General features: G+C 67.9%; 29 protein-coding genes, 1 tRNA gene and 1 pseudogene. 19 read left to right on the top strand and 12 right to left on the bottom strand.

Annotated features, from left to right (window positions below; genetic code table 11):
- Positions 1-3: 3 nt before the first annotated feature.
- Positions 4-744 carry an SDR family oxidoreductase gene (locus AB0A65_RS08545; RefSeq protein WP_359948364.1) on the bottom strand — a complete coding sequence of 247 codons (741 nt, stop codon included), beginning with the start codon at positions 742-744 and terminating at the stop codon, positions 4-6.
- Between the two features lie 120 nt (positions 745-864).
- Here AB0A65_RS08545 and AB0A65_RS08540 point away from each other — a divergent pair, with 120 nt between their 5' ends.
- From AB0A65_RS08540 to AB0A65_RS08520, 5 genes are all read left to right on the top strand, one after another.
- On the top strand, positions 865-2,028 hold the full coding sequence (locus AB0A65_RS08540; RefSeq protein ID WP_359948362.1) for an epoxide hydrolase family protein: 1,164 nt from the start codon (positions 865-867) through the stop codon (positions 2,026-2,028).
- 4 nt (positions 2,029-2,032) lie between these two features.
- Complete coding sequence (locus AB0A65_RS08535; protein ID WP_359948359.1) at positions 2,033-2,455, top strand: hypothetical protein; 423 nt, start codon at positions 2,033-2,035, stop codon at positions 2,453-2,455.
- 61 nt (positions 2,456-2,516) lie between these two features.
- Positions 2,517-3,095, top strand: a complete 579-nt coding sequence (locus tag AB0A65_RS08530) for a hypothetical protein (protein ID WP_359948356.1) — start codon at positions 2,517-2,519, stop codon at positions 3,093-3,095.
- Between the two features lie 83 nt (positions 3,096-3,178).
- Entirely contained in the window at positions 3,179-4,372 is a 1,194-nt protein-coding gene (locus AB0A65_RS08525; RefSeq protein WP_359948354.1) for an FAD-dependent oxidoreductase, read from the top strand.
- 9 nt (positions 4,373-4,381) lie between these two features.
- Positions 4,382-5,311: a sigma-70 family RNA polymerase sigma factor gene (locus AB0A65_RS08520; RefSeq protein WP_359948351.1), complete on the top strand. Its 930-nt coding sequence runs from the start codon at positions 4,382-4,384 to the stop codon at positions 5,309-5,311.
- Here the strand turns inward: AB0A65_RS08520 and AB0A65_RS08515 are convergent.
- The 3 genes from AB0A65_RS08515 to AB0A65_RS08505 form a co-directional block, all read right to left on the bottom strand.
- Positions 5,295-5,906, bottom strand: coding sequence for a hypothetical protein (locus AB0A65_RS08515; protein ID WP_359948348.1), 612 nt, complete (start codon positions 5,904-5,906; stop codon positions 5,295-5,297). The genes AB0A65_RS08520 and AB0A65_RS08515 overlap by 17 nt on opposite strands.
- 62 nt (positions 5,907-5,968) lie before the next feature.
- Positions 5,969-6,142, bottom strand: a complete 174-nt coding sequence (locus AB0A65_RS08510) for a hypothetical protein (RefSeq protein ID WP_359948345.1) — start codon at positions 6,140-6,142, stop codon at positions 5,969-5,971.
- A gap of 6 nt (positions 6,143-6,148) precedes the next feature.
- Complete coding sequence (locus tag AB0A65_RS08505) at positions 6,149-6,838, bottom strand: Crp/Fnr family transcriptional regulator (protein ID WP_359948342.1); 690 nt, start codon at positions 6,836-6,838, stop codon at positions 6,149-6,151.
- Between the two features lie 248 nt (positions 6,839-7,086).
- Here AB0A65_RS08505 and AB0A65_RS08500 point away from each other — a divergent pair, with 248 nt between their 5' ends.
- From AB0A65_RS08500 to thpD, 6 genes are all read left to right on the top strand, one after another.
- Positions 7,087-7,656 carry a hypothetical protein gene (locus tag AB0A65_RS08500; protein WP_359948339.1) on the top strand — a complete coding sequence of 190 codons (570 nt, stop codon included), beginning with the start codon at positions 7,087-7,089 and terminating at the stop codon, positions 7,654-7,656.
- Positions 7,653-8,669 (top strand): MazG family protein, encoded by a 1,017-nt coding sequence (locus AB0A65_RS08495; RefSeq protein ID WP_359948336.1) that lies wholly within the window; start codon positions 7,653-7,655, stop codon positions 8,667-8,669. The genes AB0A65_RS08500 and AB0A65_RS08495 overlap by 4 nt, the downstream gene beginning before the upstream one ends.
- A gap of 198 nt (positions 8,670-8,867) precedes the next feature.
- Complete coding sequence (gene ectA / locus AB0A65_RS08490) at positions 8,868-9,395, top strand: diaminobutyrate acetyltransferase (protein ID WP_359948721.1); 528 nt, start codon at positions 8,868-8,870, stop codon at positions 9,393-9,395.
- 105 nt (positions 9,396-9,500) lie between these two features.
- Complete coding sequence (gene ectB / locus AB0A65_RS08485) at positions 9,501-10,775, top strand: diaminobutyrate--2-oxoglutarate transaminase (RefSeq protein ID WP_359948333.1); 1,275 nt, start codon at positions 9,501-9,503, stop codon at positions 10,773-10,775.
- Entirely contained in the window at positions 10,772-11,185 is a 414-nt protein-coding gene (locus AB0A65_RS08480) for an ectoine synthase (protein ID WP_359948330.1), read from the top strand. The genes ectB and AB0A65_RS08480 overlap by 4 nt, the downstream gene beginning before the upstream one ends.
- Before the next feature lie 45 nt (positions 11,186-11,230).
- Positions 11,231-12,118, top strand: a complete 888-nt coding sequence (gene thpD / locus AB0A65_RS08475; protein WP_359948327.1) for an ectoine hydroxylase — start codon at positions 11,231-11,233, stop codon at positions 12,116-12,118.
- Positions 12,119-12,251: 133 nt separating this feature from the next.
- Here the strand turns inward: thpD and AB0A65_RS08470 are convergent, their stop codons facing one another.
- The 4 genes from AB0A65_RS08470 to AB0A65_RS08455 form a co-directional block, all read right to left on the bottom strand.
- Positions 12,252-13,808: a hypothetical protein gene (locus AB0A65_RS08470; protein ID WP_359948324.1), complete on the bottom strand. Its 1,557-nt coding sequence runs from the start codon at positions 13,806-13,808 to the stop codon at positions 12,252-12,254.
- 19 nt (positions 13,809-13,827) lie between these two features.
- The gene (locus AB0A65_RS08465) at positions 13,828-14,340 is read right to left on the bottom strand and encodes a SigE family RNA polymerase sigma factor (RefSeq protein WP_359948321.1); all 513 of its coding nucleotides are present in this window, start codon (positions 14,338-14,340) and stop codon (positions 13,828-13,830) included.
- A gap of 161 nt (positions 14,341-14,501) precedes the next feature.
- Complete coding sequence (locus AB0A65_RS08460; RefSeq protein ID WP_359948318.1) at positions 14,502-15,104, bottom strand: permease prefix domain 1-containing protein; 603 nt, start codon at positions 15,102-15,104, stop codon at positions 14,502-14,504.
- A complete protein-coding gene (locus AB0A65_RS08455; protein ID WP_359948315.1) occupies positions 15,101-15,418 on the bottom strand; it encodes a helix-turn-helix transcriptional regulator in 318 nt (105 codons plus the stop codon). Before AB0A65_RS08455 ends, AB0A65_RS08460 begins: the two co-directional genes overlap by 4 nt.
- A 68-nt stretch (positions 15,419-15,486) precedes the next feature.
- Between AB0A65_RS08455 and AB0A65_RS08450 the strand changes: the two genes are divergently transcribed.
- Both AB0A65_RS08450 and AB0A65_RS08445 read left to right on the top strand, forming a co-directional pair.
- Positions 15,487-16,071, top strand: coding sequence for a hypothetical protein (locus AB0A65_RS08450; protein ID WP_359948312.1), 585 nt, complete (start codon positions 15,487-15,489; stop codon positions 16,069-16,071).
- Between the two features lie 127 nt (positions 16,072-16,198).
- Positions 16,199-16,273 (top strand) — tRNA-Gln (locus AB0A65_RS08445).
- A gap of 604 nt (positions 16,274-16,877) precedes the next feature.
- Here AB0A65_RS08445 and AB0A65_RS08440 read toward each other — a convergent pair.
- Positions 16,878-17,882: pseudogene (locus AB0A65_RS08440) on the bottom strand (recombinase family protein); the annotation flags it as partial.
- Positions 17,883-18,405: 523 nt separating this feature from the next.
- On the opposite strand from AB0A65_RS08440, the gene AB0A65_RS08435 reads away from it, so the two are divergent.
- Positions 18,406-18,987, top strand: a complete 582-nt coding sequence (locus AB0A65_RS08435; RefSeq protein WP_359948310.1) for a hypothetical protein — start codon at positions 18,406-18,408, stop codon at positions 18,985-18,987.
- 118 nt (positions 18,988-19,105) lie between these two features.
- On the top strand, positions 19,106-19,636 hold the full coding sequence (locus AB0A65_RS08430; RefSeq protein WP_359948307.1) for an SMI1/KNR4 family protein: 531 nt from the start codon (positions 19,106-19,108) through the stop codon (positions 19,634-19,636).
- A 106-nt stretch (positions 19,637-19,742) separates the two neighbouring features.
- On the opposite strand, the gene AB0A65_RS08425 is transcribed toward AB0A65_RS08430, so the two are convergent.
- From AB0A65_RS08425 to AB0A65_RS08415, 3 genes are all read right to left on the bottom strand, one after another.
- Complete coding sequence (locus AB0A65_RS08425) at positions 19,743-20,216, bottom strand: NUDIX domain-containing protein (RefSeq protein WP_359948304.1); 474 nt, start codon at positions 20,214-20,216, stop codon at positions 19,743-19,745.
- A complete protein-coding gene (locus AB0A65_RS08420) occupies positions 20,213-20,896 on the bottom strand; it encodes a TauD/TfdA family dioxygenase (protein WP_359948301.1) in 684 nt (227 codons plus the stop codon). The genes AB0A65_RS08425 and AB0A65_RS08420 overlap by 4 nt, the downstream gene beginning before the upstream one ends.
- Positions 20,897-20,970: 74 nt before the next feature.
- Positions 20,971-21,567, bottom strand: a complete 597-nt coding sequence (locus AB0A65_RS08415; protein WP_359948298.1) for a hypothetical protein — start codon at positions 21,565-21,567, stop codon at positions 20,971-20,973.
- Positions 21,568-21,766: 199 nt separating this feature from the next.
- On the opposite strand from AB0A65_RS08415, the gene AB0A65_RS08410 reads away from it, so the two are divergent.
- The 4 genes from AB0A65_RS08410 (at position 21,767) to AB0A65_RS08395 (ending at position 26,184) form a co-directional block, all read left to right on the top strand.
- Complete coding sequence (locus AB0A65_RS08410) at positions 21,767-22,978, top strand: helix-turn-helix domain-containing protein (protein ID WP_359948295.1); 1,212 nt, start codon at positions 21,767-21,769, stop codon at positions 22,976-22,978.
- A 17-nt stretch (positions 22,979-22,995) separates the two neighbouring features.
- Positions 22,996-23,478, top strand: a complete 483-nt coding sequence (locus tag AB0A65_RS08405; protein ID WP_359948292.1) for an SAM-dependent methyltransferase — start codon at positions 22,996-22,998, stop codon at positions 23,476-23,478.
- 1,176 nt (positions 23,479-24,654) lie between these two features.
- The gene (locus AB0A65_RS08400; RefSeq protein ID WP_359948289.1) at positions 24,655-24,987 is read left to right on the top strand and encodes a hypothetical protein; all 333 of its coding nucleotides are present in this window, start codon (positions 24,655-24,657) and stop codon (positions 24,985-24,987) included.
- A gap of 513 nt (positions 24,988-25,500) precedes the next feature.
- Complete coding sequence (locus tag AB0A65_RS08395; protein ID WP_359948286.1) at positions 25,501-26,184, top strand: hypothetical protein; 684 nt, start codon at positions 25,501-25,503, stop codon at positions 26,182-26,184.
- Positions 26,185-26,189: the final 5 nt, after the last annotated feature.

Genomic DNA, 26,189 nt, shown 5'->3' with positions numbered 1-26,189 from the left:
GGGCTACGCCTGCTCGAAGTAGAAGCTCTTGATGAAGCAGTCGCGGGGCTGCCCGATCGCGAAGCGGACGCAGTCCACGACCGACCGGGCGCCCAGCGCGTCGCCCGTCCCGCGCGCCTCGTCCCAGCCCGGCCCCAGCGGGTCCGCGCCGTCGAAGTCCGGCGGGTACAGCGAGATCACCCGGACCCCGCTGGGCCGCAAGCGCTTCGACAGGACTTCCGTGAACCCGGCCTGCGCGGACTTCGCCGCGTAGAACGCCTCGTGCGCGGCCGACCGGTGGTTCCCGTACTCGCCGCACCCCGACACCATCGTCACGATGTCGGGCCGGGCGCTGCGCAGCAGCAGCGGCAGCACCGCCTTCGTCACCAGCACCGTCCCGGCCGCCCCCGCCGCGATCACCTCCGCGACCTGCTCGTCTGTGCACTCCATAAAACCGGCCGCCCCCAGGAACCCGCCCGCGTCCAGGTACGGCGCACCGTTGTTGACGAGCACGTCCACCGCGTCCGCGGTCTCGCCGAGCGACTCGGCGAACTCCCGCACCGACACCGGGTCCGCGAGGTCGCACTCGAACGCGTGCGCCCGCCCGCCGACCCTCCGCACCGCCTGCGCCGTCTCCTCCGCCGCGTCGAAGCGCCGCGCCGACACGAACACCTCCGCGCCGTCCCGTCCCAGCGACACCGCCAGCGCCCGCCCGAACCCGCGCCCGGCGCCCGTGACGACCGCCCGCAGCCCTGAGAACCCCATCCCGACCTCCCCATCCGTCTCCACCCCAGTGTCCTCACCCCCGCGGACGCGTCAAGTCCTCGGACCCGGTCCCGGGACCCCCGGCGGTCCGCGGCCCGCCGCTCTGATTGCATGGGGCCGATGGGAGCACCGATCGCCGCATTCCGCATCGACGTCCCGCAGGCCGCGCTCGACGACCTGCACGACCGCCTGCGCCTGGCGCGCTGGCCCGCCGCGAGTCCCGAACCGGGCTGGGCGAGCGGCGTCCCGGTCCTGTACCTGCGCCGCCTCGCCGACCACTGGCTCCACGACTACGACTGGCGGGCCCACGAAGCTGCCTTGAACGCGTTCCCCCAGGGCCTCACCGACATCGACGGCCAGCGGATCCACTTCCTGCACGTGCGCTCGCCCGAGCCCGACGCGCTGCCGCTCGTCGTCACCCACGGCTGGCCCGGATCGGTGGTCGAGTTCATGAAGGTCCTCGGCCCGCTCGCCGACCCGCGCGCCCACGGCGGCGACCCCGCCGACGCGTTCCACGTCGTCGCCCCCTCCCTGCCCGGGTTCGCGTTCTCCACGCCGCTGTCCGCGCCCGACTGGGACCACTCGCGCATCGCCCGCGCCTGGCTCGCCCTCATGGACCGGCTCGGCTACGACCGGTTCGGCGCGCACGGCGGCGACACCGGCTCGAAGGTCTCCCCGGCCCTCGGGCGCCTGGCCCCCGACCGGGTCGTCGGCGTCCACGTCAACGGCGGCCTCGAACTCCCGCCGCCGGGCGACCCCGGGCTCGCGTCCCTCACCGCGGACGAGCGCGCGCGGATCGCCTCCGTGCGGGACCTGGTGCGCGAGGGCACCGGCTACGCCGACCTCCAGTCCACGAAACCGCAGACGATCGCCTACGCGCTCAACGACTCACCGGTCGGACAGCTCGCGTGGATCGCCGACAAGTTCCACGACTGGACCGACCCGGCGGCCCGCCTTCCCGAGCACGCCGTGGACGTCGACCAGCTGCTCACGAACGTCACCCTGTACTGGCTCACCGGGACCGGCGCGACCTCCGCGCACCAGTACCGGGCCGTCCGCGACGAGCCCGCGGCCTCGTACTCCGACGTGCCCACCGGCGTCGCCGTCTTCCCGACCGACCCGGCGGTCCGCGGGCTCCTCGAACGCTCGCACCGGATCGTCCACTGGTCCGAGTTCGACCGCGGCGGGCACTTCGCGGCCATGGAGGCCCCCGACCTCCTCGTGCGGGACCTGCGCGAGTTCTACCGCCCCCTGCGCCGGGCCGCCCCCGGTGCCGCACAATGAGCCCATGGGCACACCGACCGCGCCGCGGCCGCTGACCGTGCGGCTGCTCATGGCGCTGCTCGTCCTCTCCTGGATCGACTTCATGGCCGTCCTCGTCCCCGAGTACTTCGCGTGCGGCCCGCACGACGTCCAGTGCGGGCGCATGGGGTACACGAGCCCGGCGTTCCTCACCGTGCTCGTGGTCGCCGCGTCGCTGCTCCTGCTGTACGCCTTCGGGATCTGGCACCGGCGCGCGTGGGCCTGGTTCCTCGCGGTCGTCACCACCGGCGTCCCCGCGATGGTGCTCCTCGCCGACGCGGACGCGTGGCTCTCGGCCCCGCCCCTGGAGAAGCTCGCGGGCGTCCTCGACCTCGCCTGCCTCGGTGCGCTCGTCTCGCCCCCCGTGTGGCGCTGGGCCGGGCCGCGGCCCCGCGACCGGGGAAACTAGTTCCCCACCAGCGGCTTCGCGGACGTACCCTGGAGGCAGCCCAGTGTTTTGGAGCCGCCCCGTGAACTACCGCGTCTCTCATGGCCCCGCACCGCTCTACGACAAGCCGCATTCGGTGGACCTCGCCCAGGTCATGATGGTGTTCCAGTACTTCATGCTGGTCAGCGTCAGCCTCGGCCTCGGGCCGCGCCTGCTGCGGTGGGTCGAGTCCCGCACCGCCGACGTGCCCGGCGTCTCCGAACTGGAGCAGGCGCTGCCCGTGGGCACGTCCTTCCCCATCGCGATCGTCCTGCCGCTCATCGCGCTGCTCACGATCCCCTACGCGGCCATCGTGTTCCAGCTCGGCCGCGGCCGCCGCTGGGCCCGCACCTTTGCGCTGGTCTTCGCGATCGCGAACACCGCGATCGGCATCGTCGGGGTCTCGCGGACCTACGGCGACGTCACCGCGCTCGTCATCTCCCCGATCTGGATCGTCATGGGGCTGTGCGTGATCGGCGGCCTCGCCTCCCGCAGCGGCCGCCAGTGGTTCACGCAGGGCGGGTGGGCGCCCTGGTACGCCCGGTACGAGATGGACCAGCTCGAACACCGCCGCTCCGGGCGCCGCCGCGTCCCTGCGGGCGACGAGGACAGCGCCGACTGAGATGCACTGCACACCCCGCTCCTGTCATGGAACCGGCCGCTGCCCCGTTCAGAGGCCGAACACCACCGGACAGGAGTGAGACCATGCAGCACCACCAGCACCGCATCATCGTCCTCGGCGCCGGATACGCCGGGACCTGGGCCGCGGGCGCCCTCGCGCGCCGCCTCCACCCCGCCGACACGGCGATCACCGTCGTCAACGCCGAACCCGACTTCGTCGAGCGCCTCCGCCTCCACCAGGTCGCCGCCGGGCAGGACCTGCCCAGCCGCGACCTCGCCGACCTGTTCTCGCGCAACGGCGTCCGCTTCCGCCAGGCCCGCGTCACCGCCCTCGACCCCGACGCCCGCACCGTCGCCCTCGACGGTGCTTCCGGTACCGGCGACGACCTCGCCTACGACACGCTCCTGTACGCCCTCGGCTCCACCGCCGCCGCGCAGGTCCCCGGCGCCGAGCACGCCCACCACGTCGCGTCCCGGCCCGCCGCGCTCCGCCTGCGGCGGCGCCTCGACGAGATGGACGGCGGCACCGTCCTCGTCGTCGGCGGCAACCTCACCGCGATCGAGGCCGCCACCGAGATCGCCGAGTCCCGGCCCGGCCTCCGCACCGTCCTCGCCACCTCCGGCGAACTCGGCGGCTGGATCGGGCCCAAGGGCCGCGCGCACCTCCTGCGCGCCTTCGACCGCCTCGGCATCGCCGTCCACGAGCACGCCGACATCACCGAGACCACCGCCACCGGGGCCCGCGCCGCCGACGGCCGCACGTTCACCGCCGACGCCGTCGTGTGGGCCGCCGGCTTCGCCGTCCACCCCATCGCCGCCGCCAGCGGGCTCGCCGTCCGCGACAACGGCCAGATCCTCGTCGACCGCCAGATGCGCTCGGCCTCCCACCCCGGCGTCTACGCCGCCGGCGACGCCGCGTTCACCCTCGCCGAGGACGGCGAACCGCTCCCGATGTCCTGCGCCTCAGCGGGATTCACCGCCATGCAGGCCGCCAGCGCGATCGTCGGCGACCTCACCGGCGCCCGCACCGGCCGCACCTCGCTCATGTACTACGGCAACCACATCAGCCTCGGCCGCCGCGACGCCCTCTTCCAGGCCCTCGCCCTCGGCTCCCGCGACACCACCTGGTCCCTCCGCGGGCGCACCGCCGCCCGCCTCAAGAACGCCATCCTCAAGGGCGCCGCGTTCGGCGTCGCCCACCCCACCTACGGCCTGCCCGTCCGCAGGCACCGGCTCACCTCCGCGCCGTCCCGCCGCGGCGAGGCCGTCCCGGCCTAGAGTCGGAGCATGGACGCCGTCGAGCGCTTCGAGGCCAGCCGGACGCGGCTGGCCTCCCTCGCGTACCGCCTCCTCGGCTCCGCCGCCGACGCCGAGGACGTCGTCCAGGACGCGTTCCTGCGCTGGCACGCCGCCGACCGCGACCGCATCGACGTCCCCGAAGCCTGGCTCACCAAGGTCACCACGAACCTCGCGCTGGACCGCCTCCGCTCGGCCCAATCCCGCCGCGAACGCGCCGTGGGCTCGTGGCTCCCGGAACCGCTCCTCGACGGAGACCCACTGCTGGGCCCGCTCGACACCGTCGAACAACGCGAATCGGTGACGATAGCCGTGCTTCTCCTACTGGAACGGGTCCCGCCCGTAGAAAGGGCGGTCTACATACTTCGGGAAGCCTTCTCCCACTCCCACAAGGAGATCGCCCGAATCCTCGACATCACCGAGTCCGCGAGCCAGCAGTACGCCCTGCGCGCCCGCCGCCGCGTCCGCGCCGAACGCCGCACCGAGGTCGACCGCGCCGCCGCGCGCGAGATCGTCGAGGCGTTCGTCTCCGCCGCGGCCTCCGGCCGCACCGACCGCCTCGTCGCCCTCCTCACCGACGACGCCACCGGCCTCTCCGACGGCGCGGGCCTCTCCGCGACCCTCATGTCCCACACCGGCGCCGCCCAGCTCGCCCGCGTCATGCGCGGCGGCTTCAAGCCCACCCCCGCCAAGCGCCGCCTCGCCGGGGGCTCCCCCTCCATCCACGCCGCCATCGTCAACACCACCCCGGCCCTCATCGCCGCCCTCGGCGACCGCGTCGTCGGCACCATCCTCTTCACCACCCACCACGGCCTCATCACCAACGCCACCTCGATAGCCACCCCCACCCGCCTGACCCGCCTCACCAAAACCTGGCAGACCACCCCCCACGAGAACCCCCCGATCATCGCCGAGTGGTGACCGGGCGACACTGCGAGGCCCGAGGGGTGTTGCCGTGTGCAAGCGGGCGCTGGATCCGCCGCGGTAACGGCTGCGGCGCCGATGTGGAGACTGCGGGCCGCTGGCGACCGGAAGCCGTTGCAGGGCTGGAATACCGCGCCGTCGACGAGGTGATGGCGCTGAGGTCGGTCTGATCCTTGGGCCTGCCGAGCCGCCGTTTGTAATCGGCGACCGTCGCGAGTGAAGGGTAGCGAAGCCCTTCGATGATCTCGGCTTCCTCGATGAGTCGGTAGGGATCCGCGTACGGTGAGAGCCAGGAGTTGGAAACCTCGATCCGGTTCCCATGGAGTCGGATCAGTTTGGCGTGGTTCAAAGGCCCTTCGAAGAACACGCCTTCGCCGCTGAGGGCCATTTCCCAGGCGTTGTCCCAAGTCGAGCCGATGGCGACGATATCGAGGTCTGACAGGGCCGGGATGTATCCCTCGACCCAGAGCCGGGCGCTTCCCGCGATCACGAACTCTTGCGGATCGAATCGGCCTTGCTCGATCAAGTCGCGGACCAGGCCGAGCAGCCCGTGTCCGGAATAGATCCTGTTGCCATCTGGAGGAGGCTTCACTACTCCTGCTTCGCCTGCGATCGAGTCCGTGGGGGTGCGCTCGATCGCGGGCCGACGATCCGCTACGGATCGAGATCGCGTTCGCGCAAGTACATGAGCGTCTCGCGGAGCCGCTCGGTCTCGGAGCGCTCCTTGAACTTGACGGACTGATGCCTGATCCAGGCGCGCACCGTCAAGGCCAGGGCGGTGACCACGGGTACCAGTAACGGCAGGCCGTTCAGCTCGAGAAGATCCATCTTGGCTCACTCCGCTCGCTCGTGTTCTTCATCGGACTCGCGCTCATAGATCGCGTGCACCGCATCCATGTCAATCACCAGGAGCTTCTGGCGCCCGGTGGACACGATTCCTGCCTCCCGGAATCGACGCAGAATGACCGACGCCGAATCCCGCGACACCTTCGCGATTCCCGCGATGTCCTGCTGACTGATCCCGGTGAACTGCGTACCGTCCGGCGTCGTCACGCCGATCCCAGCCTCCGCCAGGTTGACCAGGGCCCTGGCCACGCGGTGTTCGCTGCTGGTGAAGGAAAGCCCCTTCACATCGTCGAGCCCCACCTGACGCCTCGCCAGGTCCGCCCAATGGGCGCATGCGGCTCGGGCATTGGAGCGGACGAAGTCCACCCAGACCGCGCTGGGCAGGATCAGTGCGTTCACGGCTCCGATGGTGATGACGTCGGCCGTCCTCGATTCAGAGGCCATCAGCGCCAGTTCGCCCACGACCGAGTCCGGCCCGTGCAGCCCCAGAATCACGCCCGACGCGGGAGAGACCGCCTTCATGTGGCCGTCGATGAGATAGAGGACGAAGGCCGATCGCTCCCCCCTGCGGATCACGACGGTGCCCGGCGGGTAGGACACCTCATGCCCTTGAGACGAGAGCGATTCCCTCTCGTCGGCTGTGAGGAGTGGACCCCAGTTGTATGTGACCGCCGCCATGTTCTTAATCGTAGCAATGCGGATAGCTTGATCGGGGGACCCGGATTGCGATGTCGGAAATCCGACAAAGCCTCGCATCTGAGGGTGTTGTCGCCGAAGGCTCGGAGCTGCGCCGGTCTCCGAAGGCGCCGGAGGCCGCTTGGGCTGCGGTGGGCGGATTGTGGAGCGTTTGCTTGTGAGGTTAAGGTCACAGGGGCTGTCGATCGGGCGGCCCTGCTGAGGAAGTCCGTGCTTTGGAAGGAAATGCTGTGCGCACACTGAGACTGGCGGGTGTCGCCGCGGTCGGGCTGCTCGTGCTGGGGGCCTGCGGGAGCCAGCAGGGGGCGGCGCTGTTCGTCGGGGACGAGCGGGTGCCCGAGTCCACGATCGACGGTTACGTGACGACGATCGCGGACTTCCGCGCCGAGCAGGGCGAGGACCTCAGCGTCTTCAACTACTCGGACGACCGGAAGCAGATCGTCACGTACGTGCTCTACTCCGAACTCGGCCAGGCCGTCGGCCTCGACCCCGTGAGCAGTGCGGGCGCCGACGAGCTGGAGTCCGTCGCCGTCGAGGCCGAGCAGTACTTCCAGGCCCTCGTCGCCGAGGCGGAGCCGCGGGCGCTGACCGAGGACGAGATGGCGCGCGTCGTCGAGGCCGCGCAGACCGACGCGAACGTCGCGGGCTACGGGCAGGCGGACCTGGAGCTCCTCGCCGGGTTCACCGACGACCTCGCCTCCTATGTAGAGGAATACGACATCTCCGTGAACCCCCGCTACGGCGAATTCGACCTCAGCCCGCTCCCCTCGGTGTTCCCCGTCGAGGTCCCGCAGCGTTGAGCACCGTCACCTGGCTCCTGACCTCCCCCCGCATCCCCGCCGGCCTCCTCTCCGTCGAGGCGTGGGACGCACTGCAAGAGGCCGAGGCGGTGGCCGCGTTCGACGAGACGCCCGCCGTGGAGGCGATCCGCGGCGCCGGGATCGACGTCGACATCGTCGAGGACGCCGCCGAGTTCCTTGAGGAGGGCGGCGTCTGGATCGTCGGCGAAGAGGGCGACGAGGAGCTGCGCGAAGCGCTCGCCGAGTACGTGGCGGGCGGCGAGATCGAGCTCGAAGTCGTCTACGGCTCCTGGGACCCGGCCGGCGCCCGCCTGCTCGACCTCGTGGAGGCCGTGTCGCGGCTCCACGCAGAGGACGGCTGCCCGTGGCACCGCGGCCAGACCCACCAGAGCCTCGGCCCGTACCTGCTGGAGGAGTCCTACGAGGTCCTCGACGCGATCGCCGGGGGCGACCCCGACGAGCTGCGCGAGGAGCTCGGCGACCTGCTGTTCCAGCCGCTGCTGCACGCGTCGCTCGCCGAGGACTTCGACATCGACGACGTCGCGGGGGACCTGGTCGAGAAGATCGTCCGCCGCCACCCGCACGTGTGGGGCGACGCCGACCCCGACGACCTGTACGAGCACTGGAACGAGGCCAAGGCCGCCGAGAAGCCGCACCGGGACCACCCGGCCGACGGCGTCTCCCGCCAGCTGCCGTCGCTCGCGCTGGCCGCCAAGGTCATCGAGCGCTTCAGCGACCAGGGCGAGCCGCTCGACCTGCCGGAGCTTCCGGACGGGATGAAGCTCGCGCCGGAGGACGTGGGGGACTTCCTGCTCGCCGCGGTGAGCGCCGCGCGTGAGGCCGGGGTCGATCCGGAACTCGCGCTGCGCCAGGCGATCGGCGAGCGCGCCGGGCTCGAACGCCTTGACCCGCAAGGGCACGGGGCCGAGATCGAGTACGAGGACGAGGACGAGTACGACGAGGAAGAGGGCGACACCGAGGACGAGAACGGCGAAGGCGGCCGACAAGGGTAGACGCTTCTAGTCAACCTTTGCGGAAAACTTCACAATAACGTTCGGTTGGGCTTAACAATCGGTCCGATCTTTGTTACGGTCGTCCCCATGCCATCCGGTGACGCAAGTGTTCCGAGCCCGGCAGGGGCCGGCACCCAGGTCAAGGAAACAGACGGCCCTTCGGGGCCGTCCGTTCCGGGTTCCCCGACCCGCTTCGCACTGGGCTCGCCGAGCCCGGCGGACGGGGGCCCCATGGAACGGCTCGCCCGTGAATCGGGGGGCCTCGACGTCAACTCCAGGTACGCGTACCTGCTGTGGTGCCGCGACTTCGCGGCCACCAGCGTCGTCGCTCGTGCGGGAGACCGCCTGGCGGGCTTCATCACCGGATACCGGCGCCCGGCCGCGCCCGACACGCTCTTCGTGTGGCAGGTGGCCGTGGGCCCGGACTTCCGCAGGCGCGGACTGGCATCGCGCATGCTCGGCCACCTGGCCGGGACCGTGCGCGCCGACCAAGGGGTCCGCTTCGTCGAAGCGACCGTGACCCCCGACAACAAAGCGTCGATGCACCTGTTCGAGTCGTTCGCGAAGGCGAACGGCGCGGACCTGACGCGCGACGTGCTGTTCTCCGAGCACGAGCTCGGCTCCGGACACGAACCCGAAGTGCTGCACCGGATCGGGCCGCTCGCGCGCCCGATCGGGAAGCGGGGTGGGCCGCTCCCGGCCGTTCCGCGCGGCGACCGGAGCTGAGCCCGCCCTACCCGGGCACCGACAAGAGCCGGCCCGGGTAAGCGCCCGTCCGCGGAAGCGGACGGGGAGCGGAGGGCCGCCTATCAGGCCGACCCAGAGAGACTCATGCAGGTTTTCGAACAGGTCGAATCAGAAGTCCGCTCCTACTGCCGCAACTGGCCGACGGTGTTCGCCACCGCCAAGGGCAGCCGCATCACCGACGAGCAGGGAAGATCCTATGTGGACTTCTTCGCCGGGGCGGGGACGCTCAACTACGGGCACAACCACCCCGCGCTCAAGGAGGCGCTGCTCGCCTACCTGGCCGAGGACAACGTCGTCCACACCCTCGACACGTACTCGGTCGCCAAGCGCCGGTTCCTCGAATCGTTCCGCGACCTCGTGCTCTCCCCCCGCAACCTCGACTACAAGGTCCAGTTCCCCGGGCCCGCGGGGAACAACGCCGTCGAGGCCGCGCTCAAGCTGGCCCGCAAGTACACCGGCCGCGAGACCGTCGTGTCCTTCACGAACGGCTTCCACGGCATGACCCTCGGGGCCCTCGCGGTCACCGGGAACTCCATGAAGCGCGGCGGCGCGGGCGTGCCGCTCAACAACGCCGCGACCATGCCCTACGACAACTACATGGACGGCCGCACGCCCGACTTCCTCTGGCTGCGAAGCCTTCTGGAGGACCCGGGCTCGGGGCTCGACCGGCCCGCCGCGGTCATCGTGGAGACCGTCCAGGGCGAGGGCGGCGTGAACGTCGCCTCCGACGCGTGGCTGCGCGGCCTCGAACAGGTCTGCCGCGAGCACGAGCTGCTGTTCATCGTCGACGACATCCAGATGGGCTGCGGGCGCACCGGCCCGTTCTTCTCCTTCGAGCGCGCCGGGATCAGCCCCGACATCGTCACGCTCTCGAAGTCCCTGTCCGGCATGGGCCTGCCGTTCGCGCTGACCCTCATGAAGCCGCACCTCGACGTGTGGGAGCCCGGCGAGCACAACGGCACGTTCCGCGGGTTCGCCCCCGCGTTCGTCACGGCCACAGCGGCTCTGGAGACGTTCTGGCGCGACGACGACCTCACCGCCGCGGTCGACGACCGCGCCGCGTGGCTCGACGGCGAGCTCCACGGCATAGCCGAGTCCCACCCCGAGCTCGGGATCACCACCCGCGGCCGGGGCCTCGCCCGCGGCCTGGTCTTCACCGAGCCCGCGCACGCGGGCCTGGTCTGCCAGGAGGCGTTCGCGAACGGCCTGCTCATGGAGACCTCCGGCGCCGAGGACGAGGTCGTCAAGCTCCTCCCGCCGCTGACCACCACCAGGGACGACTTCGAGGAGGGCATCGGGATCGCCCGCGAAGCCGTCGCCGCCGTCGCGAAGGAGCAGGAAGCGAAGGAGGCCGCATGATCGTCAGAAGGCTCCAGGACCTCATCGGCACGACCGCCGACGTCGAAGGCGGCGACCGCGACCGGGCCGCCGGGACGTGGCGCTCGCGGCGCCTGCTGCTCGCGGGCGACGGGACCGGGTTCTCCCTGCACGACACCGTCCTCTACGCGGGGACCTCCACGACGATGCACTACGCCAACCACGTCGAGGCCGTCTACGTCATCGAAGGGTCCGCGAAACTCCGCGACCTGGAGAGCGGCGAGGTCCACCGGCTCGCGCCGGGGACCATGTACGTCCTCAACGGACACGAGCGGCACACCCTCGACGTGGAGGAGGACCTGCGCTGCGTGTGCGTGTTCAACCCGCCGGTCACCGGCCGGGAGGTCCACGACGCCGACGGCGTGTACCCCCTCATCACCGAAGAAGCCTGACGGAACGCGCCGCATCCCTTGCGGCGCAGAGAGGAACGAACGACCATGTCGCCCACCGACCTCTATCCGACGCGCCGGTTCGACGAGCCGCGCCTGATCTACCGCACCGAGGACCCCGCCGTCTGGGGCGGGGCCGCCGACGGGCCGCTCGCGCAGCAGCACCTCGACGGCCACACGCAGCACGGCTTCACCCCCGTGGAGCAGCTCCTCACCCCGGCCGAGCTCGCCGCGGCCCAGAACGAGATCGAGCAGCTCCTGCGCGACCCGTCCCTCGCCGGGGACGAGCGGGTCGTGCGGGAGCGGACCACCGACGAGGTCCGCTCGGTCTTCGACGTCCACAAGATCTCGCCGTTCTTCGCCGCGATGATCCGCGACGACCGGATCGCCGGGGTCGCCCGCCAGATCCTCGGCTCGGACGTGTACGTCCACCAGAGCCGGATCAACTACAAGCCCGGCTTCGGCGGCGCGCCCTTCGAGTGGCACTCGGACTTCGAGACCTGGCACGCCGAGGACGGCATGCCGCGCATGCGCGCGGTCAGCCTGTCCCTCGCGATGACCGAGAACTACCACTTCAACGGCTCGCTGATGATCATGCCGGGCTCGCACCAGACGTTCGTCTCGTGCATGGGCGAGACCCCCGAGGACAACCACAAGGCGTCGCTCGTCAAACAGGAGATCGGCACGCCCGACCAGGCGTCGCTGCGGCTCCTCGCCGACAAGTACGGCATCCACCAGTTCACCGGCCCCGCCGGGTCGGCGGTCTGGTTCGACTCGAACTGCATGCACGGCTCGAACGGGAACATCACGCCGTTCCCGCGCTCGAACCTGTTCATCGTGTTCAACGCCATCGACAACTCGCTGGTCGAGCCGTTCGCGGCCGACCGGCCGCGTCCCGAGTACCTCGGCTCGCGCGACTGGCAGGTCCTCAACTAGGCGCCCTAGGTGAGGACCGGGGGCGCCCCGCCCCTGGCAGGAAACGGCGCGGCCCCGGCTCCAGTGGAGCCGGGGCCGCATCGCGTCCGCGGTCGGCGGCGGCACCCGCAGCGGCGGCCGCCCCCGCGGAGGTTCACTCGCCGAGCGCCGGCTCCGCGTCCTCGTCGTACACCGGCGCCGGGAGGGCCGCGACGATCGCCGTCAGCTCCTCCACGGTGAGCCCGATGTCCGGTTCGGAGAACGAGACGCGCACCATGACCGCCCAGCCGTCAGGGTCGACCACCGTCACCTCGTACTCGCCCTCGAACCACGGTTCCTCCACGCCCGCTTCCGGGTCCGCCTCGTGCTCGATGCGCTTCTCCGCGATGTACGCGGTCCCGCCGTTCTCGGTCCCGGCCTCCGTGCAGTCGAAGTTCCGGCCGCACCTCGCCAGGTACGGCCCGGCGAAGTCGGCGTCGCTGAACCCCGGCACCCACCCGCCGGGCAGCGTGTACACCAGGTCGAACTGCCCCGACCCGCCCGCGAGCGGCAGGCTCCCGTTCATCACGTACTCGCGCAAGGCCACCGCGTTCTCGTCCACTGGGTCCGCCGGGTCCAGCTCGGGGAGCACCCACGGGTCGAACACCACCGCCCCCGGCACGAGCCCGTCGAGGACCTCCCCGGCCGCCACGGCGGTCGACTGCGCGCCGTCCCGGGCCCACGGCCGCCACGAGTCGTCGGACGCGAGCCACCCCGGCGGCACGTCCACGACCTCCCCGACACCGTGCAGGTTCGTCGTGTCGAAGTCCGCCTGGGGCATGGCCTCGACGGCGGCGACGAACCGCTCCAGGTCCGCCTCCGGGTTCCCGTCGCAGCCGTTCCAGGCCGCCCGCAGCCCGGACCCGTCGGGGTAGACCACGGCCGCGTGCAGCTCGCAGCCGTCGTCGGCGGTGTACAGGACGCGGCCGTCGTCCAGCTCGGTCCGGTCGAACTCGGCCGCGTCGTCGTCGATGAGGTGCTGCGGGAAGTACTGCTCGCTCGTGGGGCCCGGCTCGTCGGTCCAGCCGCCCGGCAGCAGCGCCTCCACGTCGAGCAGGACCCGGCCGCCGGCACCGCTCTCGTCCAGGCCGACCCGGACCGTCGCCGAGTAGCCGCGCAGCTGCACCTGCCCGTAGTTCCCAGGCCGCAGGTGCGAGAGGAACGCGAAGTCGCCGTTGTCGGCGACGTACGCGAGGGCCTCCTCGGCCTCCTCCGGGCTCACCGAGTGCTCGGCCGCGTACTCCTGGATCTCCTGCTCGGTCGGCTCGCTCATGACCGTCTCGAAGTCGGACGCCGTGAACAGGCCCGTGTCCAGCAGCAGCGGCACGAACGCGTCCCGGCCGGCCTCCGTGAGCGCCTGGGCGACCTCCGGGTCCCCGAAGCCCTCGTCCCCGGGCGCCGGGTAGCCGGACAGGGCCGTGTCCGGGTCCTCGCCGGACGCGGGCGGGCCGTCCGGATCGTCGACCAGGCCCGGCAGGCCCGTGATCGAGACGGCGAGGACTCCGGCGATGACGGCGACGCTGGTCGCCGACGCGCCCGCGAGGACCGCGCGGTGGCGGCGCCGCGCCTTGTAGCCGTCGCGCACGATCCCGTCGAGGTCGAACGCGCCCGCCGGGGGCTTCTCGGGCATGAGCTCCCGGAGCACCGCGCCGGGGTCGTCTTGCAGATTCATGGTGGTTCGCTTCCTTCCGCTACGCCCGGGCAGGGACGGCGGCGTCGGTGAGGAGCTCGCGCATCTTGGCGATTCCCTTGGCGCACTGGCTCTTCACGGTCCCCGTCGAACAGCCCATGGCCGCGGCGGTCTCGTCGACTGACAACTGCTCCCAGTACCGCAGGACGAGCGTCGCCCGCTGGCGCGGCGGCAGCCGGTCCAGCGCGGCGGCGAGTTCGAGCCGCACGTCGACCTCCTCCTGGGGGCGGTCGAGGCGCCGCACCGGCAACTCGTCGCTGGCGCGCTCCCGGCGCACCCACGACAGGCGGCGGTGCGAGAAGTACACGTTCGTGACGATGCGCCGCACGTACGCGGGCGCCCCGCCGGGCTCGACGCGCCTCCACGCGGCGAACATCTTCGTCAGCGCCTTCTGCACGATGTCGTCGGCCTCGAACCAGTCCCCGCACAGCAGGTAGGCGTACCGCCGCAGGCTGTCGCGCTGGGCGATCGCGAAGGAACGGAACTCGGCCTCTTGCTGCTCCTCGGACTCCACTGGGCCTCTTTCAGATGACGGGTAGGGGCCCGGCCCCGCGCACGGTGGTGGATGGCGGCGTGGCCCGGCACGCTACATACGCCTCCCGCGCCGTCCCGGTTGTCCCGTGCGGGGCGTTTTCTCGGGCCCGCGGCGCCTCCGAGACGGGGTCCTCAGCGGCCCTAGGGGATCGCCGCGCGGGCCGTGCGCAGCGCCCGCACCGATGTTGCGCACACCAGGACCGACCCCACTGCGGACGCCGCCGTCAGGGCGGCCCAGGCCGTCGTCGGGCCCTGCCCCTGCGCTACTGCTGCGATGAGGGCCGAGCAGCCGAGCGCGGTGGCGATCTGGACGAGGCCGAGGACACCGCAGAGGCGCGCGGCCCGGCGTTCGAGGTGGCCGGTGAGCACAAGCGCGGCGGCGCCGAAGGCGACGGCGGTCGCGGCGTCCACGACGCGCGCCAGGAGGGTCGCGGCCAACCCGGGGTCGCCCTCGCCGCCGAACACGTCCCACATGATCGTCATGGCGGGCAAGGCGATCACGAGCGTCCACGCGGTCCGCCGGGCCTGCGCGGCCTCCAGCTCCCGCTGGAACCCGGCGGCGACGGCCCGCGGCTCGCCGAACTCCGCGGCAGCCGCCTCGACGGCCTCGGCCCGGCTCAACCCGGCCGCGACGTGCTCGGCGACGGCCTCCTCGAAGCCGTCCTCGATCTCGGCGAGCATGTCCCGGCGGACCCGCCCGGGACCGCGCAGCGGCGCGGCGACCGCGGCGATGTACTCGTTCATGCGCCGAGGACCGCCGACATGACCTCGCGCAGGGACCTCCAGTCCCGCACGCCCTTGTCGAGGGCCTTCAGGCCGTCCTCGGTGAGCGCGTAGACGCGGCGGCGGCGGCCCGTGTCCTGCGACCAGGTGCCGCTGATGCTCCCGGCGCGCTCCAGCCGCCGCAGCGCCGGGTAGACCGTGCCGCTCGGGAGGTCGAGCCGCTCGCCGCTGTGCTCGCGCAGGGCCGTGATGATCGCGTAGCCGTGGGCCTCACCGCGTCTGAGGGTGGCGAGGATGAGGGTGTCGAGCTGTCCGTGAATGCCGTCCGCGTCCATGGGCCCAGGCTACGCCCCGATAGGTAGACGGTCTTGTTATGTAGAGCTTCTACATGTAGTCTCTCTACATGAACAGACACCTCGCCACCGCCTCCCTCCTCCTCGGCCCCCTGCTCGGCGCGATCGCCACGTTCCTGTGGGAGGGCGACCGCTACGGCGCCACCGCCTCCGTCGTCCTCATGTGCTCCACCGTCGCCTGGATCTACGGCCTCCTCGCGGTCTGGACCCGCGTCGGCGAGCGCAAGCCCTGGCTCGGCGCCATCGGCGCCGTCCTGTCCCTCGCCGGGTTCGCCGGCGGCATGGCGTTCAGCCTCCAGGGCTACTTCGAGGCGATCTTCGGCGTCTCCGGCGCCGACTCCCTCGCCGCGGCCGCCGAGCACCCGGTCGCCTCCGCCGTCGTCCTCTGGATCCCCGGCCCCGCCTTCCCCCTCGCCCTCTGCGCCCTCGGCGCCGCTCTCCTCTGGACCCGCCTCGCCCCTCTCTGGCCCGGCCTCCTCCTCATCGCCTCCGGCGCCCTCTTCCCCTTCAGCCGCATCACCCGCACCGAATCCCTCGCCCACGCCGCCGACCTCCTCATCCTCGCCGCCTTCATCGCCCTCACCCTCACCTACCTGCGCCCCGACCGCCCCACCCCCGCACCCGCCCCGTCCTGACCCCTGCGCCCCCGCACCGCTCCACCCGCGTAGTCCCGGTCACAGGAACCCGTTTGAAGGCCCCCGAGCCCGTCCGGTACAGTTACATCCCGTCAGCGCAACAAGCTTCGATGCGCTACGACACCATTGGGGTATGGTGTAATTGGCAACACAGCTGATTCTGGTTCAGCCGTTCTTGGTTCGAGTCCAGGTACCCCAGCCAATTTGGTGAAATCCAAACAATCAGGCCCGCCACCGTGCGGGCCTTTTTGTTTGCCCGCGGTCGTTCCCTGAGCCGCGGATATCAGCGGTTCGAGCAGCTCCGACACTTGGTTACCGACCACCTTCGGCTCCCGTTCCTCGTCCGCGACGGTGACGTAGAGCCGTCCGAAGAACCCGAGATGCACGGCTCGGTGCTGTGCTTCGGGCAGCACGTCAAGGAACCGCCGCGGATCATCGAGCAGCTCAAGCAGCATGGCAACCGCTCGCCCGGCCGCTTCCATACCGGTGCTGCCGATCCGTTCCAACCGCTCGGTTACTCGTGCGACCTGATCCCGGAGGTCGCGGATCTTCTCGTTGAGCCGTGCTTGCGGCCAGTCGGCATCACCGACGAGATCGAGAACCTGATCCTGCTGCCGCTCCAGACGTACCCGCTCGGCGGAAAGCTGCTCCCGCACAGCCGAATCAAGGCGCTGGCGCTCCCGCAACGCGAGATCAAGCTGAGTTCGAAGCTCGCTCGCGACACCCGTGGGAATCCGAAGCCTGCTGTAGTGCTCCTCCACCTCGGCCTCCATGACCGCGACGGGAACCCGCTCACTCCGGCACGTCTTGTTCGCCCGGCCGCTACAAACGAAGTAGGAGTACTTGCTGCCCTGACCGTTCGTCACCGTGTCGAGGTAGAACCGCGTCCGGCAACGCCCACACCAGAGCACGCCCTTCAGCGGGTGGTCATACACCCGCTTCCTGATGCCGCCGTTCTTGTGCCGTAGCACCTCCTGCACGCGGTCGAACAGCTCCTGGCTCACCAACGGCGTATGCCGCCCCTGGTGCTCCGCACCCTTGTAGGAGACCCGCCCCAGGTAGTAGCGGTTCTGAAGGATCGTCCCGACGGTGTACATCGGAATCTCCCGCCCGGCCGGGCACCGCTTGCTCGGCCGAGTCCTCAGTCCAGCGTCGGTCACTGTCCGCTGCAACTCCTTGAGCGAATAAGTCCCACTCCCGTAAAGCTCGAACATCATCCGAATGAACGGCGCCCGCTCCTCGTCCACGACCACCGTCCGGACCTGGCGCCCCTCAACCGTGGCCCCGGCATTCAAATACCCGATCGGAGCCTGGAACGGCGTACCTCCATTGGCAGCCTTCGCGCCCATCTTGTAGGCCACGTCCGCGCCCGAGGCCCGCGACTGGTACTCGTTGACCCCGTCCAGGATCGCGGCCACCAGATCACCGACATAGCTGTCCTCGGTGTAGTCCATGATCGAGATGAGCTGCACTCCGAGCTTCTTCAGCTCCCGCCGCGTCAGCGCCGCATCGGCCGAGTCCCGGTGCATCCGCGACCGCGCGTACACGATGATCGCCCCTACATCCTTCTCGTTCCTGATGCGCGCCATCATCTCCATGAACTTCGGCCGCCCGTCGACCGTCATTCCCGACTTCCCCGGCTCGACGTACTCGCCCACGACCTCCATCCCAAGCTCCTCGGCCCGGCGCTGGCACGCCTTCCTTTGCGCCGGAATCGAGTTCCCCTCGGGGTCGTAGTCCGTCTCCACCTGCCCCCGCGAGGACACCCGCAGATAGAGCACGGCACGCTTCGCCCTGACGTCCTGACTCATGATCGATCGGCCTTCCGCCTTGATGACTCGGTCCGACCTGCCTCCGCGCCCCCGGGCTCCCCCTCGCCACTCCGCTCCGACTCCAGCACGGCATCGATCAGACTCTCCACGATCAACCGCACATCAACGTCATCCCGAAGCGCCCCGGTTACCCGCACGCGCACCTCTCTGCCACCCACGAGGCTCACCGCCCCGCCACAGCAAAACAGCAGGTCAACCCCAAGGTAGACCTGCTTCTCTGCAACGTCGAGCGACGCGAATTATCCGACTCCGGAGCACCCCGAACCGCCCCGCGAACGGGAAGACCTTCGGGAACACCACAAGAACGCGCGCTGGCTACACGCACAAAGAAAACGACCAATGGCGATGTCTCGCCGCGATCGAACGGCCTGGACTCGTCGATTCTACCATTCGCCAAGTCCCAGAACTAGATCCAAATACCGGACTACCAGCCAAAACAGGGTCGACACGCGACAGCGACCGCGGATACGCTCAGGCCGTCGTATCAAGCAGGAGGCGGGACGTGGGACGCAAACTAGCGAAGTTCACTGAGACGAACCAGCCCGTCAAGTACATGGGCGGCTTCGATCATGCGCTCATCCACTGCCCGAGATGCGACGGCATGGCGGTCCGCCGTGCGGGCCGGGTGACCTGTGAGTCCTGCGCTTATACGAGCGAACTCGACCCCAAACCCCGGTCGAAGCCCGTCGAGCCGCCTCGAATCATCATGTGTCCTGAGTGCGACCGGTATGTGGGTTCCCAATGGTCGCTTCAGCAAGTGAAGGTCGTTCGTTGTCTCCGGTGCGGCTGGACCAAGGAACCCGACAAGCAAGGGTCTTGGAAGGTGCAGAAACGGCGGCGCCCCACCAGACTCTGGCTTGAGGTGGGCTTCCGCGGAGAGCGGCTCTGGGCGGTGAACGAGCAACACCTGAGCTTCCTGGAGGATTACGTCGCCGCAGGAGTCCGCGAAACCGGCCCGTTCAACAGCACTATCGCGAGCAGGCTCCCCGCCTGGATCAAGTCAGGCAAGAACCGCAACAACCTCCTCCGCGCGCTGGCGAAACTGCGGGCACGACTGCCAGGGAACATGCCGCTGACCCGCTAAGGGGTGTCTCGGTCGGTGAGGTTCTTGTGACAGGTGAGAACATCTCTACGATGGTCGACGCGAGGGATGGACAGTTGTCCTTAGCAGCGATCATGAACAGCACTTCGAAGGAGGCACCATGTCCGTGATCGCGAGACTGGAGTCCGCGATTCCTGCAATGGTGCAGTTTCGTGCCGCGCAGGCCCGTGGTGTGCGCTGGGGGGTGCTGCGCGGAGAGCTGGGGGTCGAGCTTCCTTCTGACTTCCGTGCCTTGGCGGAGGCATATCCAGCGCTTGAGTTCGAGGATTTTCTCCGTGTTGAGTTGCCCGAACCGGGGAAGGAGTCGTCTTTTGTGACGACTCACCGCCAAATGGCTGAGATCCTCGATGACTGGCGCCAAGAGGGTTACGCCGCAGGATATATACCGTTCCCCGAGCCTGGTGGACTGCTGCTCTGGGGCTTGTCCAACCAAGGGGACTCCTTCTTTTGGCGAACCTGGTCGGAGTCGCCCGACAACTGGTCGGTCGTAGTTTCGGGCAGGAACGGTGACTGGTCGGAGTATGCGATAGGCGTCGTAGATTTCCTCGCTGCGCTCTACCGCAAAGACTTCACCATTCCGGGCATGCCCAGGAATTGGCCGGGCGATGACCCCGATGTAGTAGCTGTCTGACCGCAATCCGGCCCTGAAGGTTCAACGGATCGGTGGCCGGGAGGTCTCCGCCGCGATCGTGGTTCCTCGCCGGGGAGGACCAGTGCCGCCGCCGATTCCAGCGTGATCACCCTGTGTGGGATACCGCAGCGATGAGCCACCGCGAGACAGGCGCCGACCCCAGTTGACTCACCTCGTTGATCCAACGTGCCTCAGCCAGTTCAGGAGAGAGCGAAACCTCCTCCCTCGAGGCGACTGCGCGCAAGATCGTCAAGGTGTCTCGTTTGCCCTCCAGGGTTGTCGTCACCGTGTCCAGGACCGTAAAGGCTTGCGCCGGGAGCGAGAGAGAAAGCTCCTCAGCTATCTCCCGAGAGATGGCTTGCTCGGCTGTCTCCCTGGCGGGTTTATATCCGCCTCCGGGGAGGCCCCAACGGGTGGTATCGCTGTAGGAGTGGCGGACCACGAGGAACCGACCCGACCCGTCCGGATGCAGCAGAAGCGCCTTCACCCCATACGTCGCCGGCTTGCGAACCTTCCACCACAGCCGCATGCCCGGCGCGATCACTCGGAGGACCGGCGCGGGCAGGCGGATGTGTCTCATTGGGCGATTATGACGGTCTTGAAGTTCGGGTCGTCGTATCGGAAGCGAATCATCCGGCGCGTGCCGGTGAACGGCTCGCGCGAGTGGATCATGGCCCGGTTGTCGACTATGAGCAGATCGCCAGGCCGCCAGCGATGCACCACCGCGATCGCTTCAGAGAGCGCCGCCTCGACTGCGGCGTAGAGGCCCTCCTCCGAGATCGAGAGAGGCAACGGCCCCTGAACGGCATTGGTCTCTAGCACAGACCGGAACCGCAGAACAGCGCCGTGCTGCGGATCGTGGACGACCAAGGGATGCGTGGCGGTAGACGGCCGCCATTCTGTCCTGTAGGTGATGCGAACCTGCGCCAGCTCGGGTCGCAACTTCAGCAGTGCATGGGCAGCGATACGGCCGTCGTAAAGGCAGGTCGCTCCGCCATCGCTCGCCGTCTCCAGACACCCGAGCGCGAAGTAGTGCAGCGGTTCAGGATCGTCCAACTGCTCCGTATGGCGAGGCAGCCAAGCCGCCGAGCCGGGGGACTCCAACAGTCGGACTCCTATCCAGCCGGCGCCAACATACGCTCCGAATCGAGCGGCGGCCATGGTCATCGCTTCCTGGTCGGGTTCGGCGCGGATGAGGCCATATCCGCGAACGTCCAGATCCAGGAGCAGTTCGCCGAGATCGATTGCAGCAGAACGCACAACAGGCTCCAAAGCCAAAAAGAGAAGAGGGTGCGGAGCCACCGCCCACCCGGTGGCTCCGCGGGGGAGAAGGGTCAGAGCGCGCCGCGTTCGGCGGCGCGAAGAAGGATGGACTCGACCTCGGCACGCCAGCGGCGCCGCCGAGCTTCAGGAGCAGCCTTCCAACCGGGGCGGGTGACCATCCCGCAGATCCGCCCACCTTCGTGAAGAAGATCGGCGATGGGTGTCAGCTCGTTCATCGCGCTGACGAGGCAGAGCACCACGTGCTCGGCGGCCGTGATGGGCTCGACGGCGAACCGGAACCCATCTACCTCGAACGTCCCGACCACACTCGCCGGAAGCGGCTCAGGCTCCTGCGGTTCTGGACGCTCGGCGTGCCAGGCCGCAACCAGTGCCGCGATCTGGCTCCGCTGCTGCGACTTCCACGCATCGGTCTGCTCCCGCCACGGCTCCTCCCACCGCACCTCGCGAACAACGCCGCCCGCGTGGACCGCGTACCCGATCTTCACGGGCGTCCCCTGGTAGTCCAGCCACACGGATGCGTAGCCCGTGCCTCGCCGCGCCATGACCGTCAGCTTGTTGCCTCTGCCGGTCAGCCACGATCCGAGGATCTCGGGGGCCGACCGGTTGCCCTTTCCATCGTTGACTCGTAGTCTCTGAGCCGTCACCATTTCTCCCTTTGGTGGATCTGGTGAGGCGGCCCGCCTGAAGTGTGGAAGCCGAAGGCGGGCCGCACAACACTGGCTTGCGCACCGCCTGAGCAGCCAGGGCTCATGTGTAAGCGGTGGATGACTCTCGGGAGCCATGCTTGTAGCATCGTCTACAGCGAAGCCGACAGGAAGACTCAAACCGTCTACAAGGTGTCTACAGATGACCCCAGGCCAGCAACTCAGAGCGGCACGAACCGCCGTCGACCTCAGTCTCGGCGACATGGCCCGCCGCTTGCCCTGGAGCAAAGCGGCCCTAGGCTTTTACGAGACCGACCAACGCCCGGTACCGAACGAGGTGATCACGGCCTACCGTGATGTGGTCGCCCAAGAACGGCATCGGCTCGCAGAGGAGGACGTCATTCGCCGCAGAGCCCTGCTTTCCCTCGGTGTCAGTTCGATCCCCGGCTTGCTCGGGGCCGATGGCGGTCCTACCGCTGCGCCTCAGCGAATAGGCGCAGGCGACGTTTCAGCAGTCAAGGACATGATCGCGCTGTTCTCCCGAGCCGATCAACGGCGAGGTGGCGGACATGCGCGCAATGCGCTCGCCGAATACCTCAAGACCGACGTGTCCGAGGCGCTCGCCGGAATCTTCCGAAGTGAGGCCGTTCGCCAGCAGCTCTTCTCCGCGGCAGGTGAAGCTTCGTACCTCGTCGGCTGGATGGCATTCGACGACGGTCGCCATCAAGAGGCGCAGCAAGCCTTCGCGCTGGCGGTCGAACTCGCTTCAGAGGCTGGAGACGCACCGCTCAGTGGGCACGTCCTGCGTGCGATGGCGCATCAGGCGAACGACCTCGGACAGACCGCCAACGCCGTCAACTTCTCCGCAGCTTCCATCACTGGCCCATCCATCGAGCTAGCCACGCCGCGCGAGCGAGCGCTCCTCCGAGTGGTGCGAGCTCGAACGCTGGTTTCGGCCGGCGAACACCGCACTGCTGCCCAAGTTCTCCTCCAAGCCGAGGATGATCTCGCATCCGCCGATCCGGGAATCGAAGAACCAGACCGCGTTTTCTTCTTCGGCGAAGCTTCCCTCGCCCACGAAACCGCCTGCGCATTGCGCGACATGGGCGACCTCGACGGAGCCGCTCGGGAGTTCGAGCGAAGTGTGGATGCACGCCGGGCGGAGACCTTCGCTAGGACGCACGCCGTCACCCTTGGGTATCTCGCCGAAGTGTTCGCTCAGCAGGGTGAACTCGAATCAGCCTGCGATGCATGGTCGCGAGCACTGGACGCCATGAACGGCATCCGTTCCGGCCGCGCCCGAAGCGTCGTCAAGACGCTGATCACGACGCTCGACTCCCACCAAGGTGCCGACGTCGAGGCCGCAGTCGAGCTCCGGGCCAGGGCCGAGGACCTCCTCCTCGCCTCCAGATAAGAAATCCAGGGAGAGCCATGTCAGAGGACATCACCGTTCGTCCGATCGCCCACGTTATCGGAGGGCGGAAGGAACCCACGGACGACTACTGGGGCGGCACCCAGGCGATCATCCGAATCGACGACCCCAACTTCACCGCAGAGTCGGTACAGGGCCTCGACGAGTTCTCCCACCTCGAAGTCGTCTTCCACTTCCACCTCACCGACAAGACCGACCTGCACTTCGGCGCCCGTGCAGCCCGCGACAACCCCGAATGGCCCAAGGTCGGCGTCTTCGGCCACCGCAACATGAGGCGAACCAACTGGCTCGGAGTAAGCCGCTGTAAGCTCCTCAAGGTCGACGGCCTCGACCTGCACGTCGAAGACCTCGACGCCATCGACGGAACCCCAGTCCTCGACATCAAACCCTGGTTCCAAGAAATGGGCCCTCGGGGCGACCTCCACCAGCCCGCCTGGGTAGGAGAAATGCTCAACGACTACTTTGCGCCCAAGCAAGATTAGTTCGACGAGCGAATTTAGTTATCTGGTGCCCATGGAAATCGGATCGCCGAATCCCACAAACACCAGATGCTTTTTGCGAAATGCAATCAGGCGCCGGAGTCAGACAAGTTGGCCTACGCCATGTCCGTGCAGTGCTGGCAGCGCCGACGACCTGCTGTTCCACTACGTCGGTTTTTGGGTGGAATCTGCTGCCCGGCCGGACAATTGCCTTGGTCGTGGTAGACGTCGGGGTCCGTGGGATTGATTGAGTGGTATGGCGAAACCTTCATTGGTTTACTCCCATCGCTGAGATTGACCATCGTACGACGAGACCTTCAGGGGTAAAACATCCATTCGATTACTTCGAATTGACTGCTTGTATTGATTCATAACATTCAATTCAATCCGAAGAATTCGGCCAAAGGTGATGTAGGGTGCGCATACTCCTATTCGCCATAGCTTTCGCAAGGAGCAAAAGTTGCGAATCGGTGTCACTGGGCATATGGATCTCACGCCTCTGACTGAGGACCTGGTGCGATCAGCTTTGAGAAATGAGATAGGAGCATACCAGGATGGCGACTTGGTTGGATTCAGTTGCCTTGCAACGGGAGCGGACTCGCTCTTTGCTCATGCGATCATCGATGTTGGCGGAAGCCTAACCGTGGTCGTCCCCTCCGCGGACTACCGGGACAGGCGGGTCGGTGCAGAGGACCAACCCGCCTACGACCTCTTGCTTCTCCGGGCGAGTGCTGTCGCCACAATGCCGCACGAAACCGGAGGTCGAGAAGCATACGCGGCGGCGAATGACCACATCCTCAGCTCGATTGGCCATCTCTTCGCAGTCTGGGACGGTCAACTGCCAGCGGCCAAAGGCGGAACGGCCGATGCCGTAGGCCATGCTCGGGCTCGAGGAATCCCCGTAACGATAATCTGGCCCGTTGGTGCGGAACGGACTCAATGACAAGTCCGAACCTCAAGACGACAGTACGCCGGGTAACGGCAGCGGCGAATTTCACTCCCAGCTAGATCGGGGTACCTCCGCTCTGACCTGCGTATCCGTCCGGGCGTCGTTGGTCGTTGTCGGTCATCCCGGTCGCCCTGGAGCGCCCCCAGCGCGCCCCCGCGCCCCGAGCGCGCCCCAGATAGAGCCGTCAAGAGGGGAGCGTACGTCTCTGGGCGAGTGGCTACGCTCGTTCCATGCCAGCCGACTACCCCCTGCTGCGAGAGGTCTTCCCCGATCTTGTCACCGAGCTGCGCGACCTCCTCGAACTTCAGGAGGAAACCGCCCTGGCGAGTGCGACCGAAGACCTCCGGCTCGTGGAGCGGTGCACCTGCAAGGACCGGAGCTGCCAGAGCATCCGGACCGTGTACCGGCCCGAAGGCGGCTCGTACGGGCCCGGCCATCGCAACGTGGTCCTGCGCCCGGCGAAAGGCATGCTGATCCTCGACGTCGTGGACGGGCAGATCATGTACGTCGAGATCCTCGACCGCCCGCGAATGCGCCGCCGTCGGCCGTGGTCCAGGAAATAACCCTCTGCGGAACAGACCTGCCACCTTTTCGCAGCCGACGCTTGTGGCGGCAAGTAGCCCTCGATGATCCTGCGGCGGTGCCGCTGACCGGCACGGTCTTAACTTCAGGCGACCCGGACGCCGTTCATGCCGGCCGCGCCCCTACGGAGCCGGAGTCTCGCGCAAGTGGCTCCGGCCGTGGTTCGAGGTACGCGACGTTCCCCGCGATCCGCTGTCGCTGCCCTGCCGCCCCTGCGCCCACCGTGCTTGACGCTCGCCTGCATGTCGCCTTCGTTCTCGCGCCGTCGTTCTGCTGGCGCCCGCCGCCGACCGGGCACCGGCCGAAGGTCGCATGCCCCGGGCGAGCGGCGCGCGCCAGGCGCGCGCAGCGCGCCCTTGATGACGTATAGAAAGTTTGAACATGAAGGGCAAGATGCGGAACAAGAACGGAATCCAGCCGGAGAAGACCGGACGCTGCGCCTATTAAGAAAGTCGCTAGAATCGATGACATCCAGTGGAAGGAGAATCAGGATCATGAAGAAGATCGAGCCGGACCATAGGAGCAAATCGGGTCCAGTTCACATGTACTTGGATGATCTAGACGAAATTTACAAGGCTATATCTCGGATATCAGTGCCCGAGGTGATCGTGAACGAGCAATATCGAACGGAAGAATTGTCCGATATTCGTGAAACGATTCCCGGGAAACTTAGCTCGATTTCATTTCGGGCAACAAACAGGGAAACATGGACTAGGGCCTATATCGATATAGATTCAAAAGGTCTTTATCTGAGTTCGTCGAGACGCCCTGGCGATGCGATTACCGATGCGGAAAAGGCAACAATTAGTGAAATCGAAGCTATTTCTAAGCGTTGCCTAAGGCGAGTTCGGCATTGGCGTTTTATAGATGTAATTGGCTGGGCACTGCCTCCTTTGGGTTTCGCGGCGATGTTTCAATTGATTGCGCAAGATGATATACCTAGAAGTAGCAAGGTAATTATTGTATGTATTATTGCATGCTTGTCTATTATTTCTGTAATTTACACTTGGAATTCTGAAAGATTCCGACGTTCAATAATTTATCCGATCTATCGTCGCGAGAAAGCTAGCTTCTGGAGTCGAAAAAGAGACGACCTTCTGCTATTGATAATCTCATCCGCGCTATCGCTACTTTTCGGATTGATAGGCGGATTGATACTGGGAGTGATTATTGGATGATTGCT

The organism is Glycomyces sp. NPDC047010, from assembly GCF_040644205.1.
Lineage (GTDB): Bacteria > Actinomycetota > Actinomycetes > Mycobacteriales > Micromonosporaceae > Glycomyces.
The sequence above is the reverse complement of the archived record's forward strand: the minus strand, read 5'-3'. Positions and strand labels throughout refer to the sequence as shown.

Bases quoted from the DNA above. Each gene is read 5' to 3' on its own strand.
- AB0A65_RS08545 (WP_359948364.1), bottom strand. From the start codon at position 744: ATGGGGTTCTCAGGGCTGCGGGCGGTCGTCACGGGCGCCGGGCGCGGG.
- AB0A65_RS08540 (WP_359948362.1), top strand. From the start codon at position 865: ATGGGAGCACCGATCGCCGCATTCCGCATCGACGTCCCGCAGGCCGCG.
- AB0A65_RS08535 (WP_359948359.1), top strand. From the start codon at position 2,033: ATGGGCACACCGACCGCGCCGCGGCCGCTGACCGTGCGGCTGCTCATG.
- AB0A65_RS08525 (WP_359948354.1), top strand. From the start codon at position 3,179: ATGCAGCACCACCAGCACCGCATCATCGTCCTCGGCGCCGGATACGCC.
- AB0A65_RS08520 (WP_359948351.1), top strand. From the start codon at position 4,382: ATGGACGCCGTCGAGCGCTTCGAGGCCAGCCGGACGCGGCTGGCCTCC.
- AB0A65_RS08510 (WP_359948345.1), bottom strand. From the start codon at position 6,142: ATGGATCTTCTCGAGCTGAACGGCCTGCCGTTACTGGTACCCGTGGTC.
- AB0A65_RS08505 (WP_359948342.1), bottom strand. From the start codon at position 6,838: ATGGCGGCGGTCACATACAACTGGGGTCCACTCCTCACAGCCGACGAG.
- ectB (WP_359948333.1), top strand. From the start codon at position 9,501: ATGCAGGTTTTCGAACAGGTCGAATCAGAAGTCCGCTCCTACTGCCGC.
- AB0A65_RS08480 (WP_359948330.1), top strand. From the start codon at position 10,772: ATGATCGTCAGAAGGCTCCAGGACCTCATCGGCACGACCGCCGACGTC.
- thpD (WP_359948327.1), top strand. From the start codon at position 11,231: ATGTCGCCCACCGACCTCTATCCGACGCGCCGGTTCGACGAGCCGCGC.
- AB0A65_RS08470 (WP_359948324.1), bottom strand. From the start codon at position 13,808: ATGAATCTGCAAGACGACCCCGGCGCGGTGCTCCGGGAGCTCATGCCC.
- AB0A65_RS08460 (WP_359948318.1), bottom strand. From the start codon at position 15,104: ATGAACGAGTACATCGCCGCGGTCGCCGCGCCGCTGCGCGGTCCCGGG.
- AB0A65_RS08455 (WP_359948315.1), bottom strand. From the start codon at position 15,418: ATGGACGCGGACGGCATTCACGGACAGCTCGACACCCTCATCCTCGCC.
- AB0A65_RS08450 (WP_359948312.1), top strand. From the start codon at position 15,487: ATGAACAGACACCTCGCCACCGCCTCCCTCCTCCTCGGCCCCCTGCTC.
- AB0A65_RS08430 (WP_359948307.1), top strand. From the start codon at position 19,106: ATGTCCGTGATCGCGAGACTGGAGTCCGCGATTCCTGCAATGGTGCAG.
- AB0A65_RS08425 (WP_359948304.1), bottom strand. From the start codon at position 20,216: ATGAGACACATCCGCCTGCCCGCGCCGGTCCTCCGAGTGATCGCGCCG.
- AB0A65_RS08415 (WP_359948298.1), bottom strand. From the start codon at position 21,567: ATGGTGACGGCTCAGAGACTACGAGTCAACGATGGAAAGGGCAACCGG.
- AB0A65_RS08410 (WP_359948295.1), top strand. From the start codon at position 21,767: ATGACCCCAGGCCAGCAACTCAGAGCGGCACGAACCGCCGTCGACCTC.
- AB0A65_RS08405 (WP_359948292.1), top strand. From the start codon at position 22,996: ATGTCAGAGGACATCACCGTTCGTCCGATCGCCCACGTTATCGGAGGG.
- AB0A65_RS08400 (WP_359948289.1), top strand. From the start codon at position 24,655: ATGCCAGCCGACTACCCCCTGCTGCGAGAGGTCTTCCCCGATCTTGTC.
- AB0A65_RS08395 (WP_359948286.1), top strand. From the start codon at position 25,501: ATGAAGAAGATCGAGCCGGACCATAGGAGCAAATCGGGTCCAGTTCAC.